Origin of the sequence: Variovorax sp. PAMC28562, assembly GCF_014303735.1 — a bacterium.
Lineage (GTDB): Bacteria > Pseudomonadota > Gammaproteobacteria > Burkholderiales > Burkholderiaceae_C > Variovorax.
In genome coordinates, this window is sequence record NZ_CP060296.1 from 700,947 (window position 1) to 716,177 (window position 15,231).

Consider the following 15,231-nt stretch of genomic DNA (forward strand, 5'->3'; position numbering starts at 1 on the left):
ATGTACCCGAAGAACCGCCTCGAAGCACTGACCGACGGCATCTTCGCCGTGGCCATGACCTTGCTCGTGCTCGACCTGCGCATTCCGGACGAGATCGGTCGCCCGACCGACGAGGCATCGCTCGTCCATGCGCTGTGGGCGCTGACGCCGAAGCTCATCCCCTACCTGTTGAGTTTTTATTTGCTGGGCGTCAGCTGGCTCTCGCTGATCAAGGTGCGTTCACGCAGCGAGGTTGTCGGCGCGGGCTACGCCCGGTGGTGCCTGCTGTACCTGCTGTTCGTGACGCTGCTGCCGTTCTCCACGGTGGTGATGGGGCGCTTCACAGCCTATGCCGCGGCGACCGCCCTGTATGCAGCCAACATCGGCCTGGTGGCGGCGACAGGGTTCCTGTTGATGTCGGTATTGCCGGACCCGGTGCGCGACGCGCATTGGCTGGACCGGCGCGTGTCGCTGGTCGTGCTTTTCGCCTCGTGTGTCCTGACGATCGTGTTGAGCTTCATCACCCCCGGCAACGCGCTGTGGGCACTGGCGCTCAACTTGGCAGCCGGGCCGACCGCACGCGTCTATGCGCTCTTCGCGCGGGCCGCCTGATCGTCTCTCCGGCCCTGCCGTGGCCCACCACACGCTGCAGCCGATACCATGAGGGGCGCGCCCAAGCGAGAGCATCACGCTCCGCAGCGCCCCCTTCATGACCGAGTCGCTGCCCCCTGTAGAACCTTCAGACCTTCCGCCGCACGGTGCTACCCGCGCCGATGCAGCCCGTGCGCCGCTGCCCGGCCGCCCGACAGTGCGCTTCATGCTGTCGAACCCCGCGCACTGCATCGCACTCGGCTTTGGCTCCGGCCTGCCGCGCATCGCGCCCGGCACGGTCGGCACGCTGTGGGCATGGGTCGCTTTCCTCGTCATGCAGCGCTGGTTCGTGCCGTCGACCATCGGCTGGATCATTCTGGTGTCGCTGCCGGTCGGCTGGTGGGCCTGCACCGTGACCGCACGCAACATGCGCATCGCCGACCCCGGCGCCATCGTGTGGGACGAGGTGATCGCCTTCTGGATCATCCTGTGGATGATCGCGCCGGCGGGCTTGCTCGGCCAGGCCATCGCCTTCGGCCTGTTCCGCTTCTTCGATGCGGCCAAGCCCGGACCGGTCGCGTGGGCCGACGGTTTGTTCAAGCAGCGCGATGCTGTCGAGCCGTCGTGGTGGGCGGCGGGTTTCGGCATCATCCTGGACGATTTGGTGGCCGCGTTCTGCACGCTGCTGGTCATCGCCGCATGGAAGGCGTGGTAAGCGCATGACGATCGATCCACTGGTCCATCAGACCGCCGACCTGCTCCAGCAAAAGCACTGGATGCTGGCCACCGCAGAGAGTTGCACCGGCGGCATGATCGCCGCTGCCTGCACCGACCTCGCCGGTTCGAGCGCGTGGTTCGAGCGCGGCTTCGTCACCTATTCGAACGAGGCCAAAACCGACTTGCTAGGTGTCGACGCATCGCTCATCGCGACGCAGGGCGCGGTCAGCCAGGCAGTGGTCGAGGCGATGGCGTCAGGCGCCGTGGCGCGATCGAAAGCGCAGGTCTCCGTCGCTGTCACCGGTGTCGCCGGACCGGGTGGCGGCACGCCCGACAAGCCGGTCGGCACCGTGTGGTTCGGCTGGTCGGTCCGTGGGCAGATTCGCAGCGAGCGCCGGCAATTCGATGGCGACCGTGCCGAGGTGCGCGCGGCGACAGTTCAGCATGCGCTGCAGACGCTGGTGCTTATGTTGCAGCTGCCGAACTAGCGCCTCGTCTGTCAAACGCCGCAATCGACCCATTCACCACGACGACATCGCAGGGGGAGCCCATGAAGACGACCAATGAACAAACGATCCGCCGCTTCTACGACGCCTTCGCCAAGCTCGACGCCGCCACCATGAGCGCGTGCTACGCACCCGACGTGACCTTCGAAGACGAGGTGTTCACGCTGCGTGGTCAGACAGAGGTCGGCGGCATGTGGACCATGCTGTGCGCCGGCACCCAAGCCAAAGGCGCCGACGTATGGAAGCTGACGTATCGCGACGTCACGGCGGACGACACCAGCGGTAAAGCCCACTGGGACGCGCACTACCGATTCAGCGCGACCGGCCGCATCGTCGACAACGCCATCGATGCGCGCATGACCTTCACGCCCGAAGGCCTGATCGCCGCGCACCACGACAGCTTCCCTTTCTGGACCTGGGCACGTCAGGCGCTCGGCACGCCGGGGTTGCTGCTCGGCTGGTCGCCGTCGTTGCGCAACAAGGTCAGGAAGACCGCTGCCACCAACCTCGCTGCCTTCATGGCACGCCAGTCTTGAGACCAATTCGAGACGCTTGGAAAGCCCCGCACTCATGACCGCACCGACCACCGACATCGCCCTCACCGATGACACCGCCAAGCACCGCTACGAAGCCCACATCGGCAACGAGCTGGCCGGCTACGCGGAATACAACCTGCTCACCGACGCCATCATGTTCACGCACACCGAAGTGCTGTCGGCGTTCGAAGGCAAAGGCGTCGGTTCGACCCTGGCCAAGCACGTGCTCGACGACGCGCGTGCACGCAAGCTGCATGTGATCCCGGTGTGCCAGTTCATCGCGGGGTATATCCGCAAGCACCGGGACTATGTGGACCTGGTGCGGGAGGATATTCAGCGGGCTTTCAAGATTTAATTGTGGCCGCTTCAGTTGATGCAGGCATTCGTCAACTGCATGTTCCGGAACCAACTGCCTGTGAAGTCCACCCGTTTGCCGATCAGGCCATCCGCCGTGATGTCGCTGCCTGCGCAAGAGAGAATTTCGAGACCACTCCAGCGACCATGGTCGAAGTTCAATTGATCCCACGTGCAGTCTGTCAGGCTGCAGTTATTGAATCTGCATTGGGCGAGTTGACTATCCGAGAAAGTGCAGCCGATGAAGGTGCAGCCGCTGACAGAGATGCGCCGCAAGTCGCAATGACTGAAGGTGCAATTAGAAAACTGGCACCCAGTCCAGGATGCGTCCACGAAAGTGGTGGACGAGAAGCTGCTGCCGCTGAAAGTGCTGGCCGAGAAGGTGACGAGGTTGAGGTCCAAGCCGGTGTAGGCGTTGGCGTCGCTTTCACCCACCACGCCGGCTGCGGCGCCCCCGGTGCCTTTGCGCCATTGGTCGTGCTTGAAAATTAAACGCTGGGCTGACATCGAGGAATGAGTCGTTGTGGGTTTGGCAGGGCAATCCAAATGGGCGCTCTGCAGTCGATCAAATGACGTACGGTCGCGCGTTCATGCTCTTGCGGTATTCGGCGCTGGGTGGAAACAGCACAAAGACCAACGCACCGCGCGGATCGCGCAGGTTGATAGCCAGCGCTGGTTCGCCGCTTTCCCAGACGGCGATGCTCGCCAGCCCGATGGCCGCATTCATGCTTGCCGCTCCCAATTCACCGCCCAGACATTGCTCCAGCCGGAAACCTGCGCCCAAATTCATCAACCCGCTTTGCGGCGCCACCTTGGCGACGCAGCGTGCGAGCAGCGCGATGTCATCACCGTCCGATGCCGCACTGTAGAACAGGCGTTTCGGCGGTTGCTTTCGCAAAGGACCGTCCAGTAACGCCTTCAGCGCACCCTCCAGGGCGTCGGCCTTTTGGTCCGCCGACATGCCATCACCGAATCGAGCGAATTCAGGCTTCAGCAGCAGTGCCAGTGTCGGCATCATCGCGTACTGCTCATATTGTGGCCGGCTCCAGAGGGCCGGCACGTTAGGGGTCGGCGTGAAGGCACCCAGCGACGTGCCAAAGGTGACCCGTCCCTCGTGGGCCTGGGTGCGCAAGCCACCAAAGCCATGCCGGCCGCGACCGACCACGCCGTTGGGAAAATGGCTCTCTTCGCTGGCATCGACAACGTGAAGCGACCACTCACGCAACCATTCGGCCGCGTCCGGGCGCGTCAATAGCAAGCCCGAGAAGGTGTCTCGCAATTGCCCGGCACGCTTGGGCCGCGCAAGGATGTCCTCCAAAGATTCACCGCCCTGGCCTTTCGGGTTCTCCCATCCGCCCAGGTCCGAGCGCGCGGCGTAGCCGTCCTCGGCCCACACCAGCAGACTGTTCAGATCTCCCTGCGTGTCGAAGGCGTTGAAAGCCGACCGCCAGAGGTCGATGCCAGCGGCTTCAAAACGCGGCGACCCCTTGAACCGCAGGTCGTGGAACGCCATGCCTGCCGGGCCGTCATGCAACTGCCACGGAAGCCCACTCTGACTCTCATCGCTCTGATAAGTGCGTTTCCACTGCGATAGTGCCGCCGCATCCATTTGTTTTGAGGGTGGCAGCGCGACGGTCGTCGGAATGGGGTAGCCCTCCACGAAGCGGCCACGCTCACCGTTCTTCGGTCGATGAGTCAGCGCGGCGCGCAATGCGGCGCTGCGAAACAGTCGCGCCTTGGTGAGACATTCGTCCAGGGTCCGTGGCGGGTCGGGCGCTTCTTCGTCGGGCGATGCCAGGCGTCCTACGCGCTCCCACAACGGTCCAGCGGGCACGTGGTCTACGCGCAGCCCCACCCCGGAAACGTGCAGGAACTTGGCCGGAGAGGCTGCGGCAGGATGGTAACGATTGCGCGTTGCCATCAGCGGACTTCCACCGGGTTAGACGCCGACTGCGGCGCGGATTCAGGCGCACGATCCTTCACGATGCCCGCCGGCATGCTTTTGTCGGAATCGGGCAGCTTGCCCGTGTCGTAGTACGGATCGCTTTTCTTCCAGTCCGCCAAGTCGAGCAGGTAGTTCCAATATTTCTCGTCGTGCCATGCATAGCCGAGGCCGACTGTCACGTCGTAGCTCAGGACGTCAGCTACGGGCGATGTGTTGTCGTCGTTCTTGAAGCGCAGGATGGCCGCATGGTTGGTAGGCGATATAGGTATGTGGCCGACCTTGTGGGTGCGGCGCTTTTCAACATCCGCCCATTTTTCGTAGCTCAAGTGGGTGGGCATACCTTTCTCGTCGTGCTGCATGACAGTTTGCCGCTCCTGGTATCTCACGTCGTCCGCAAAATCCTCCTGCTGCTCTTCGGACGCTTGCACCGACGTGCCATCCGGCGCCTTGCCCGCCTGGCCGTCGTACATCACGTAGCCGCCGTCGAACTTCTGAGGCAACTCCACCGGGCTGGGGACCTCCGGCGCATTCACGAGCACGCTCTCCACATGACCGCTCCAACTGGGGCTGAGATCACCCAGCGCGGCGGCAAGACCAAATATCTTCTCCGAAGGAATCTTCCACGCCCGGTTGGCCGCGCCACCGTCCAGGTAATGCCACTCCTCCCGATCCTGCGCGGACTCACCGTTGACGCCCGCCGGCACGTGCACGATCTGCTTATAGAAATAGGGCAGCGGTTTGCCCGTCGGTTTTGACCCAACAGCTGGGTTGTGTTCAGGATTGGTTCCACGCGCGAACAGTCGCTGCTGCACGTTGCTGCCGATCTGCGCCATGTACTGCGGTGGAATCCCACGCCAGCCCATGCCGGACACGGCCGAAACCCCGATCACGCGGTCGCCCGGATTGAAGTTCACCATCAGCTTGCCGCGAGTCTCGCGGCGCTCGAACTTAGGATCGCTCCACCAAGGCTTGCCGTCCTGGCCGCGAGGGCCTTTCGGGTCTTCCACTTTGCCGCCGATCTCGGCCTGCCATAGTGGCGCATTGGCCGGTTTGTTCACGTAGACCACATCGTCGTACGCATTGCACGGGCGGTGCTCCACCGTGCACTCGGCCTTGGCGGCGGGTGGAGCCGGATAGTCCTTGATGGCTTTGGCCAGGATGCCGGCGGCGTTGGCGAAGGTCTGAATACGCCCAGCCTCCGGCTGCACACTGTGACGGCCGTCGGACGCGCTGCCGTAGTCGGTGATCTGGGTGTCGAACCGATAGGGCGAGCTGTTTAGGATCACCGTATCAGGCGCGCGTACCTCATCGAGAAAGAACAGCGAGCACAGCGCGACGATCGTGCCCTGGCTGTGCGAGACGATGTTGATGGGCTCGTTGGGCAGGTTCTTGCGGATATCCTTGACCAGATTGGCAAGGCGCCGTGCAGCATGCGCGTAATACAGGCGTGGCGGGCAATCGCACAGGATGCGCCCAAGAAAGGGATTGACCGCATTCACGTCGATGACGCCGTTCAGGATGTCCTTTCGAAACCCTGTGGGCAGCCAGAAGGAGCTGAGTGCGGCACCGCCGTTTTGGAAAGGGCCGCCGCCCCAGGCACCGTCGGTACGCAGTGGGTTTCCATAAATGTCCGTTCTCGCTGGTGTGTCGCCTGCTTGGTCGGTGCCCTTGACGATCTGGCGACCGGCCTCGTCGACCTTGTAGCCCCACCAGAACGGAATGACAGGGGATTTAAGACGGTTTTCGTCCTTGGCGTACACGAAGCGCTTATTGGGCTTGTCCTCACGAAGAGCTTGCAGATCACTTCCTCTGCCCAACCGTTTGTTCAAGCCTTCAGAGAACCGCGTTGAAGCATCCGCGTACCACTCTCCTTCGGAATTGACTCCGTGCACAAAAATAATGACGCCAGGCATTAAGTGCGGCACGCCAACGGTGTGGGTGCGGGCAGCTTGCTTGTCATCAGTGCCAGTAATTTTTCCTTTGACCCATTGATATTTTCCAGGATCGGGCGTGACGGGTATTTTGATGGTGCTGAGTTCATCGCTCATGGTTTGTCCTCTGTGCCACTGGCTTTGCAGCGCACCTTCGTATCCACCGGAGCAATTCGCGGTTGGAAGATGAAACCGCGCAAAGATTTCCAGTCGACATCCTGTTGAGTACTGAGCGCGACCAGGTCAATCGCATCCGTATACAGAACTTCCCCAAAACGATATGAGTGATAAGCCGTCGATCCACCGACCATCAGGTCGTCTTCGCTGCCTGAAGACCAAACGCGTTTCCACGTCCTGCCCCCGTCCGTGGAGTAAGGCATCTTGTTGCCCCCGCAAGCACCCCCGCCGGACGAGCAGTTCGTGCCTCCGCGCGTCACCGGCGCCACCAGGTATTGATCATTGGCCGCATCGATGATGAGAGTGGTCCGATTCATCACCGCGTCAAATCTCACCACCTCTGAATGAATGCCCTTGGCTGTGTCCACGAAGTACAGCATGTTCCCAAAGCAGGTTTCGTCCGGCGTGATCTCGAAGTAACGGTGATCGTCGATGCGGTAGGCAACCTGTGCCGGCACGGAAGACTTGGGCGGTGGCACAGATGACTGGGAGACTCCACCCCCGGCACATGCGCTCAGGCACAGGCTCATCATTACGGCCAGCATTGCCGCGGCAAGACAAGCAGATCTCGAGCCAGGCTTCAACCCGTCGGCCACCTTCACTTGCCGCCTCGGCAAGGCGCCAACATATCCAGGCTAGTCATGAACAAGGGCTCGAATTTCTTGTCATTGGGATCGAAGCTGCGACTTGGCACCTGCGCTGCCAAGTCGTTGCATTGGCTTTTTGTCGGGACGCTTTCCTTGCTCATGCACCGCCCTACCGAACTGATGATCTTGTTTGCCTCTTCGGCTTGCAAGTCGTCCCTCATGGTTTGCAAGACTTTGACGACATCATCGCGCATCTCTGGGTAGGTGCTGGCGCAACCGCCCAGGACTCCGACCAAAAACTGGGCAGTCTTGTTGACACCGTCTGCAGCCATGGCCTGCGCTTGACCGGCGGTGATGTCTGCGTTGGCTGCGCCGGCCAGCAAAGCCATTGCGGATGTCAACGCGAGTTGGCCAATTCGACCGTTGGCAGGCAACAAGTTCTTTTTTTTCATTTCTCAACTCCCTGGATAGTTTCAAGTTTTCGGCTTCACAAGCCCGTTCAAGTGACATCGAACGGCTTGTCTTTGTCGAGCTTGGAAATGGCGTCGCCACCTGTCTCGGCGGAAGCCTTTGAGCCACTCGCCTTGAGGACGGTGTAGGCCCGGTTTGCCAGGCTGTCGTCCTTGTCTCCCATGCTGTGCAATTTGAGTTGTTGGGCTTGGTCGGTGCGCAAAAAACCGGGAAAGTCCACACCGATGGTGCTGGGGCCACTGAGGCGAAAGTTGGCGGTCTGCACCAGATGCTCGCCGGTCATGCCCCATGTCACCTTGCCGCCCTCCATGCGCAGGTACGTGCCATCGTCCAGGGCCAACGTGATCCTCTTCTTGGCCTTGAGGGTGATGCCGTCCTCGGTGGACTGGATCGTGATGGACTTCTCGCCCGTGATCTCGACACTGTTGTGCTGGGCTTGATGGATCAGCTTGCCTTCATTGGCAATGACACGGATATCGCCAGTGCGAGCGAACTGCCCGATGTCCTTGCCGGCGGTGTGCAGGATGGACTGGTCGGCGTAGTGCTGCTGGTTGTGGCCCGCCACGGTGTCGATGTTCAGGCCGGCATATTGGGTGTAGTCGTTGGGCGTGACGGTGGCAATGCCGGCGGCACCGCTGAGGGCCAATACCGGCTGACCGCCTTGCGCCTTGCCGTGGGCGCCGGCTTCATTGCTTGCTTTGTGGCCAAGGGCTTCGGCAGCTTCGCTCAAGGCCTGCTGGGGCGCAGTCTCGCGTGCACCGGCTTCGCATTTGATGGCCGCCTTGGTCAGGTCTTTCGCGATCGCCAGCGCCTGCTGGAGGCAGGCCACGAGTTCATCGCGGCTGAGCAGGCCCCCAATGGCCTTCGAGCGGCCATCGGTCGAGATAAGCAGGCCTTTCTGCGTGCGCACTGCGCCCCAGCCATCGGTGCGCAGTTCGAAGCCTTCGCCCCGCTCATCCTTGCGGCCGGCGTTGTCTTCTACCCGCGTCACATGGCCAAGGCTGAGACTGGAGTCCATGTGGTCGCTCTTGACCTGCGCCTGAATCTTGCCGTCGGTGTCGTCCAGCAGCATGTGGTTGCTGCGACCTGCTGCGCTGTTGCCGCCTTCTTTGGTCAGTTCACGACTGCGAAAACCACTGACTGCCGACTGGTCAGGCAGGCTCCAGGGCGGTTGATTCGCTTGGTTGTGAACGCGTCCCGTGCAAATCGGCAGATCAGGATCGCCGCCGTAAAAATCGACGACGACCTCCTGGCCGATGCGCGGCACATGCACGCCGCCAAGTTGATTGCCGGCCCAGGGGCTCGAGACGCGAAGCCAGCAGGTGCTGTTCTGGTTTTTTTGGCCGATGCGGTCCCAAGGAAATTGGACCTTGATGCGACCCAGTTCGTCGGTCCAGATGTTCTGCCCCTCAGGACCGACCACCATGGCCGGCTGCGGGCCGCCTGTCTGCGGCTTGCGCCTGGTTAGTTCGGCACGCAATGGTTCGGTGACTGGGTGAGCCGTCAGGTCGACCTGGACTCGCCATTGCTGGCGTCGCTCAGCTCCAGCATCGACGTTCTGGCTGTCGAGCGCGGCGTCTTCGATCAGCAGTTGGGTATCCAGGATCAGGTATTCGGCGTTGGCGCCTTGACGTGGATGCTTCTGGAGTTTGAAGGTGCAGCCGGGCACCATGCCGCGGAGGTTGCCGCTCGCGCGAGCCCGCGATCCGTGGGTCCGCAAGTTCTGCATGCGCAAGAGGGCGAGCTTGCCACCGTCGTTTACCGCATCGCTGGCTGCGGCCGCCCCAGCTCGGGGCTGGGCGTAGTGACTGCCTGAATGGCTCGCGTGCCACTGATAAACCTCCTGGGCGGCCTGCCCGGTGGGACGAGGGTCCGTGCGTCCAGTAGCCAACTCGGTCTTTGGACGGGTGTAGTCGTAATCGCGGGTGGCATAGCGGCCGCTGGTCAAATGGTTGTGCGGCGCGAAGGCGTGGATGTACTCCGCGTTGACCTTCCATCCAGGCGCGTGATAGTCAACGTTTTGATAAGCGGCACTTTCGTTGGGCTTGTAGGAGCCCATGGCGTCAGATAGCACCAACCGGTGTTTATCGTCGGAGTGTTCGAAGTGGTAGCTGATGCCCCATTCCTGGCACAGGCGCTCAAAGAAGGCGAAGTCAGACTCATTGAACTGAGCCTGGTAATCACGCGTCGGGTACTGCTCGTACAGGCGCTTGTCGACGGAGAAAGCGTAGTCAGCCAGGAGTTCGTCAAGGATGTCGACAACCGTCTTGTCCTGAAAGATCTTGCAGTCTGTCGTGAGCGTGGCCAAGTGAAGCCAGGGCCGCAGGGTCAGGCGGTACTGAATGTGGCGACCTTCTTGACCCCACAGTTGCGCGTCGGTAATTAGAGCGCTGATCTCGCGGCTGCCGGCACCGATGCGGTCGGCGCTGGCGCCGACCGCGCCGGGAACGAACTCGCCAGCGCCGTCGAGTTCGATGGAGCAAGTGATTTCGCGTCCTATGAAGCTGTCCAGATCGTAGTCCGCAGCCTTTGCGGCGCCGATGTTCAGCGCGTCAGGCGTCTTCAGCAGTAGCTCGTACTCGAAAAGACTGTTGACACCTTCTCGACCGACCAGGCGAACCGGCTCCAAAGCAGGACGGCGGAGCACGACCGGAATGGCGCTGCTGCGGATTTCGAGCGTGCGCGCTGAGAGACCGCTGATAACGGACATGAAGATTCCCCCTGAAAATGACCCGGCAGATGACTGCTCCGCCGGATTATCGGAGGGGCTTCAGAAGGAAAGTCTGGATGAAATGTGACTTCACATTGGCAGCCACGTGCCACGTGAACGAATGCACGAATACACAAGCACTGGTCGATTATTTGACCCGGCACATGAAAGCGCCCTCAAGCCCCGTGGCACTTCTTGAACTTCTTCCCACTCCCACAAGGACACAAATCATTGCGCCCCGGTGTCGCTTCCTTCCGAATCGTCTCGACCTTCGGCCCCATGCTCTTCCATAGCTGACGCAGGTCGTACACGGCCCAGATGGCTTCGCCGAAGTCGTCGAGCCGTTGCTGGCTCACGCTCGGCGGGCCGTCTTCGCTGAACATCGACAAGGTCGGTTTGGCGGTGTCGTCTTCGGTCAGAGCAACGATGCTGTGGAGCGCTTCGTCCAGCATTTGCGCGGCCTCCTTGTCGCGGGGCGCGGCCCAGTCTTCGGGCCAGTTTTCGACCGCGTACATGAAGCCCAGCGCCCACACTTGCGCGAACGAGGGGATCTCCTCGCCTTCGATATCGGTGCGCTCGTCTTCGGGCAACGACGCGATGGCGCCGCGGGTGTCGAGCACTTCGGGTTGCCAGGTGCGGTCGTCATCGAGCGACTGCACATCGGCATCGAGGCCCTGCTCGATCTCGCGCCAGCGCCGCTTCCAGCGCCAGACGAATTCCATGTGCTGCGCCGCGACGAAGCCGTCGCCCAGCAGCACCGGCCAATATTCTTCGGTCGGCACCGGACGGCGCGAACACACGAGCGCGGCCATGAAGCCTTCGCAGAATTCCCACTGAGGGATTTCTTCGTCGGTCTCGCGCATGGCGTCGAGGTCGCCGTCGAGCGCATCGAAGTCGTCGGGGCCGAGCGGTGCGGGGTCGGCGGTGGGTAGTGCAGCGGCTTGGGTTGCAGGGTCGTTGTCAGGAGCGGGAGGAGTCGTCATATTGCGTCTGTTTGAGCCCTCTATGATGCAGCAGGCAGGCCGCCGGGCACTGGAGAACACACCATCGCGACACCGATCAACACACCTTTCCCCACCCGCTACATCGCGTTCGCGCTGTGCGTGGTCGGCTTGGTCGCAAGCCTGGCGACGGTGCTGTTGTGGCCCTGGCTCTGGGGCGGATGGGTCGGCGTCGGGGCCTTTGCGGTGCTGAGCGGCACCGGCGTGCACGACCTGCGGCAGACGCGGCACGCCATCCTGCGCAACTACCCGGTCATCGGGCACCTGCGCTTTTTACTGGAGTACATCCGACCCGAGATGCGCCAGTACTTCATCGAGAGCGATGCCGAAGCCGCGCCGTTCTCGCGCGCGCAACGCTCGCTGGTTTACCAGCGCGCCAAGGGCGAGCCCGACAACCGGCCTTTCGGTACGCAGCTCGACGTGACCATCGCCGGCTACGAGTGGATCAACCATTCGATGGTGCCGACCAAGCTCGCGAACCACGACTTTCGCATCGTCATCGGCGCCGACTGCGCGCAGCCTTACGACGCCAGCGTGTTCAACATTTCGGCGATGAGCTTCGGTGCGCTGTCGGCCAACGCGATCCTCGCGCTCAACAAGGGCGCCAAGGCCGGCAACTTCGCGCACGACACGGGTGAAGGCTCGATCTCGCAACACCATCGCGTGCATGGCGGCGACCTGATCTGGGAGATCGGCTCGGGCTACTTCGGCTGCCGCAACGACGACGGCAGCTTCAGCGAAGAACGCTTCATCGCCAATGCGCGCGACCCGCAGGTAAAGATGATCGAAGTCAAGCTGAGCCAAGGCGCCAAGCCCGGCCACGGCGGCGTGTTGCCCGGCCCCAAGGTCACGGCCGAGATCTCGGCGGCGCGCGGTGTGCCGATCGGTGTGGACTGCATCTCGCCGTCGTCGCACCGCGCCTTCAGCACGCCGGTCGAGATGATGAATTTCGTCGCCCGGCTGCGTGAGCTGTCGGGCGGCAAGCCGACCGGCTTCAAGTTCTGCCTGGGCCATCCATGGGAATGGTTTGCCATCGTCAAGGCGATGCAGCAGACCGGCATCACGCCGGACTTCATCGTCGTCGATGGCGCCGAGGGCGGCACCGGGGCGGCACCGGTCGAGTTCAGCGACCACGTCGGCGCGCCGCTGCAGGAAGGCCTGCTGCTGGTGCACAACACGTTGATTGGCGTCGGCTTGCGCAGCCGCATCAAGATCGGTTGTGCGGGCAAGGTGATCACGGCCTTCGACCTGGCGCGAATGATGGCGCTGGGCGCCGACTGGTGCAACGCGGGGCGCGGTTTCATGATGGCGCTCGGCTGCATCCAGGCGCAGACCTGCCACACCGGCAACTGCCCGACCGGCGTCACCACGCAAGACCCGTTGCGCCAGCAGGCATTGGTGGTGCCGACCAAGGCCGACCGCGTACAAAACTTTCATCGCAGCACGCTGCATGCGCTGCAGGAGCTGGTGCAGGCCGCGGGGCTCGACCATCCGCAACAGATCACCGCGCACCACATCGTGCGGCGCATTTCCGACACTGAGGTGCGACTGTTGAGCAACCTCGTGATGCAGGTGCAACCGGGCGCACTGCTCGGACCGCTCGATGCGCAGCACAACGTGTTTCGCACCTACTGGCCGTTGGCGAACGCGGCCAGCTTTCAGCCGCTGCTGCCGGCACTGCAGGCCGATGCGCAGAAGCAGCGTGAGGCTGCGGACGTGCAAGCAAGAACACAAACGCAGGCCGAAGGGCAGGCGACGCAAGAGGTCGCGCTCAGCGCATGAACCCTCCCAAACGCAGCGGCTCCACGCGCATCCAGATGCGCAAAGGCGTGGCCTCGGCGCCCACGCCACTCGACGCGCTTCCGCGCGCACCCGCACCGGGCGACTACGCGGAGTTCCTTCGCACGACGCTGCCGCAGCAAGCGAAGAACGTCGTCAGTCACCGGCTCGGCGCCGAGCGCGTGTGGCTCAAGAAGGCCGGTGCGCGGCACGGCAAGTTGCGCTATCACCTGCTCGCAGCCGTTGCCGGTTTGCTGCGGCTCGACGTGCTCAAGCCTGTGCCCAACCCCGGCGGCGAGGCAGCCATCGCCATCGAAGGTCGGCGCCTGCGCGAGCTCGGCGCAGCGGGCTTGCGCGTGCCGGCCGTGCTGGCGCAGCAGCCCGACGGCCTGCTGATGTCGGACCTCGGCGAGAGTGGTCGCAATACCGTCGTGCTACAGGAAAAGCTCGATCACGCTGCCGCCGCCGGCCCCGCCGCGCTGCTTGCTGTGTGGCGCGAAGGGCTCGACGCCATCGCCATCGTGCACGCGCGCGGCAAGTACCTGAGCCAGGCCTTCGACCGCAACCTGGTGCAGTGCCCCGACGGTGTCATCGGCTACATCGACTTCGAGGACGACCCAGGCGAAACGCTGCCGCTGGCTGAATGCCAGGCGCGCGACTGGTTGAGCTATCTGCACTCGACCGCGATGCTGGTGCGCGCCGCGTCGCCGCAGGCCGCGGCCGATCACTGGCACGCGGTGCTGAAGGCGGCCGACATCGAGGTGCGTGCGCGGTTGCGGCTGGCAGCGCGGCGCATGCGCTGGTTGCGTCATTTGCCGGCGGGTCGACGCTGGGGGCGGGATACGCAGCGGGTGCGGGCTGTCGCACGGTTGCTGTCGCGCTGGCATGGCAAGGGTGATGTGCTGGGGGACTGACGCGCTGACTAAAGCGCCATCTCGACACCCAGCGCGGCCAATCTCTTGCGCAATGCCTGCACCGCGCCATCCTTGCTCAGCAGCTTCGCCCCATGCGCCACGGCCAAATCGATGAATATCTGGTCGTCGGGGTCCTTGCAGGTCAGGCCTGCTTTTTCTGCCGGGGGCACGGTTCGCGTGAGGCGGTCGAAGGCGGCGATGACGTCGCCAGCACTCCTTTCATAAAAAGCGAGCCGCGGCGCGATCTTCGGATAGCCCAGCACGCGCACGAGTTCGACGCGCATGGCCTCCGTCGCGATCCAGGTTCGCGCCCCGGCTTCTAGCTCGGCGCGCAAGGGTTGCACAACCACGTCGTTGAACACGAAGATGTCGAGAACGATGTTGGTGTCGAGAACGATAGGCGCCGAAATCATCGGGGAAGTCTAGGCGCCGCCACACGGCTGCAAAAGACCTGACCGACAATCCCTTTCATGAACACCGCACTGCTCGTGATCGACGTCCAACAAGGCCTGTGCGAGGGCGAGCATGCTCCCTTCGAATCGCCGCAAGTTATCGACCGGATCAACCGGGTTTCGGACAAGGCGCGCGCCGCCGGCGCCTTCGTGATCTTCGTGCAGCACGAGTCCGGCTCGGGCTACCTCGAACACGGCACTCCCGCCTGGCAACTGGCCGATGGACTCACGGTAGCGCCGACCGACCTGCGCGTTCGAAAGACGTCCGCGGACTCGTTCCACAAGACCGATCTGCAAGCTGTCTTGAAGGCGCACGACGTCGAAGACCTCATCGTTTGCGGCATGCACACCGAGTTTTGCGTCGACACGACCATCCGGCGCGCGCTGGCTTTGGGCTACCCGGTGGTGCTGGTGTCCGACGCACACACGACCGAAGGCAATGCCGGCCTGTCGCCGCAACAAGTCATCCGGCACCACAACGACACCCTCACCAACATCAGCAGCTTCGGGCCGCTCGTGACAGCAGTGTCGACGGACGATTTACGCATCGGCACCTGACGCGTTCCGGTGCCTCGAGGTGG

Annotated in this window: 16 protein-coding genes; 8 read left to right on the forward strand and 8 right to left on the reverse strand. The window is 63.0% G+C overall.

Annotation, left to right across the window (positions count from 1 at the left end; translation table 11 throughout):
- From H7F36_RS03395 to H7F36_RS03415, 5 genes are all read left to right on the forward strand, one after another.
- Positions 1–591: a TMEM175 family protein gene (locus H7F36_RS03395; RefSeq protein WP_187053347.1), complete on the forward strand. Its 591-nt coding sequence runs from the start codon at positions 1–3 to the stop codon at positions 589–591.
- Positions 592–688: 97 nt separating this feature from the next.
- The gene (locus H7F36_RS03400) at positions 689–1,285 is read left to right on the forward strand and encodes a phosphatidylglycerophosphatase A (protein ID WP_187053348.1); all 597 of its coding nucleotides are present in this window, start codon (positions 689–691) and stop codon (positions 1,283–1,285) included.
- Positions 1,286–1,289: 4 nt separating this feature from the next.
- Positions 1,290–1,775 carry a CinA family protein gene (locus H7F36_RS03405; protein WP_187053349.1) on the forward strand — a complete coding sequence of 162 codons (486 nt, stop codon included), beginning with the start codon at positions 1,290–1,292 and terminating at the stop codon, positions 1,773–1,775.
- Positions 1,776–1,837: 62 nt separating this feature from the next.
- Positions 1,838–2,329, forward strand: coding sequence for a nuclear transport factor 2 family protein (locus H7F36_RS03410; protein WP_187053350.1), 492 nt, complete (start codon positions 1,838–1,840; stop codon positions 2,327–2,329).
- Positions 2,330–2,363: 34 nt separating this feature from the next.
- The gene (locus tag H7F36_RS03415; RefSeq protein ID WP_187053351.1) at positions 2,364–2,684 is read left to right on the forward strand and encodes a GNAT family N-acetyltransferase; all 321 of its coding nucleotides are present in this window, start codon (positions 2,364–2,366) and stop codon (positions 2,682–2,684) included.
- Between the two features lie 11 nt (positions 2,685–2,695).
- Here the strand turns inward: H7F36_RS03415 and H7F36_RS03420 are convergent, their stop codons facing one another.
- The 7 genes from H7F36_RS03420 to H7F36_RS03450 form a co-directional block, all read right to left on the reverse strand.
- Positions 2,696–3,190 (reverse strand): pentapeptide repeat-containing protein, encoded by a 495-nt coding sequence (locus tag H7F36_RS03420; RefSeq protein WP_187053352.1) that lies wholly within the window; start codon positions 3,188–3,190, stop codon positions 2,696–2,698.
- A gap of 58 nt (positions 3,191–3,248) precedes the next feature.
- Positions 3,249–4,604, reverse strand: a complete 1,356-nt coding sequence (locus H7F36_RS03425) for a DUF2875 family protein (RefSeq protein ID WP_187053353.1) — start codon at positions 4,602–4,604, stop codon at positions 3,249–3,251.
- Entirely contained in the window at positions 4,604–6,676 is a 2,073-nt protein-coding gene (locus tag H7F36_RS03430) for a hypothetical protein (protein ID WP_187053354.1), read from the reverse strand. The genes H7F36_RS03425 and H7F36_RS03430 overlap by 1 nt, the downstream gene beginning before the upstream one ends.
- On the reverse strand, positions 6,673–7,338 hold the full coding sequence (locus H7F36_RS03435) for a hypothetical protein (protein WP_187053355.1): 666 nt from the start codon (positions 7,336–7,338) through the stop codon (positions 6,673–6,675). Before H7F36_RS03435 ends, H7F36_RS03430 begins: the two co-directional genes overlap by 4 nt.
- Entirely contained in the window at positions 7,335–7,775 is a 441-nt protein-coding gene (locus H7F36_RS03440; protein WP_187053356.1) for a hypothetical protein, read from the reverse strand. Before H7F36_RS03440 ends, H7F36_RS03435 begins: the two co-directional genes overlap by 4 nt.
- 47 nt (positions 7,776–7,822) lie before the next feature.
- A complete protein-coding gene (locus H7F36_RS03445) occupies positions 7,823–10,504 on the reverse strand; it encodes a type VI secretion system Vgr family protein (RefSeq protein ID WP_187053357.1) in 2,682 nt (893 codons plus the stop codon).
- A gap of 176 nt (positions 10,505–10,680) precedes the next feature.
- Complete coding sequence (locus H7F36_RS03450; protein WP_187053358.1) at positions 10,681–11,487, reverse strand: UPF0149 family protein; 807 nt, start codon at positions 11,485–11,487, stop codon at positions 10,681–10,683.
- A gap of 120 nt (positions 11,488–11,607) precedes the next feature.
- Here H7F36_RS03450 and H7F36_RS03455 point away from each other — a divergent pair, with 120 nt between their 5' ends.
- Together H7F36_RS03455 and H7F36_RS03460 are read left to right on the forward strand one after the other, a co-directional pair.
- Positions 11,608–13,287 (forward strand): FMN-binding glutamate synthase family protein, encoded by a 1,680-nt coding sequence (locus H7F36_RS03455; RefSeq protein WP_410003065.1) that lies wholly within the window; start codon positions 11,608–11,610, stop codon positions 13,285–13,287.
- Positions 13,284–14,198: a hypothetical protein gene (locus tag H7F36_RS03460; protein ID WP_187053359.1), complete on the forward strand. Its 915-nt coding sequence runs from the start codon at positions 13,284–13,286 to the stop codon at positions 14,196–14,198. The genes H7F36_RS03455 and H7F36_RS03460 overlap by 4 nt, the downstream gene beginning before the upstream one ends.
- An 8-nt stretch (positions 14,199–14,206) precedes the next feature.
- Here H7F36_RS03460 and H7F36_RS03465 read toward each other — a convergent pair whose 3' ends face one another.
- Entirely contained in the window at positions 14,207–14,611 is a 405-nt protein-coding gene (locus tag H7F36_RS03465; RefSeq protein WP_187053360.1) for a putative toxin-antitoxin system toxin component, PIN family, read from the reverse strand.
- Between the two features lie 57 nt (positions 14,612–14,668).
- On the opposite strand from H7F36_RS03465, the gene H7F36_RS03470 reads away from it, so the two are divergent.
- A complete protein-coding gene (locus tag H7F36_RS03470) occupies positions 14,669–15,208 on the forward strand; it encodes a cysteine hydrolase family protein (RefSeq protein WP_187053361.1) in 540 nt (179 codons plus the stop codon).
- Positions 15,209–15,231 lie beyond the last annotated feature (23 nt).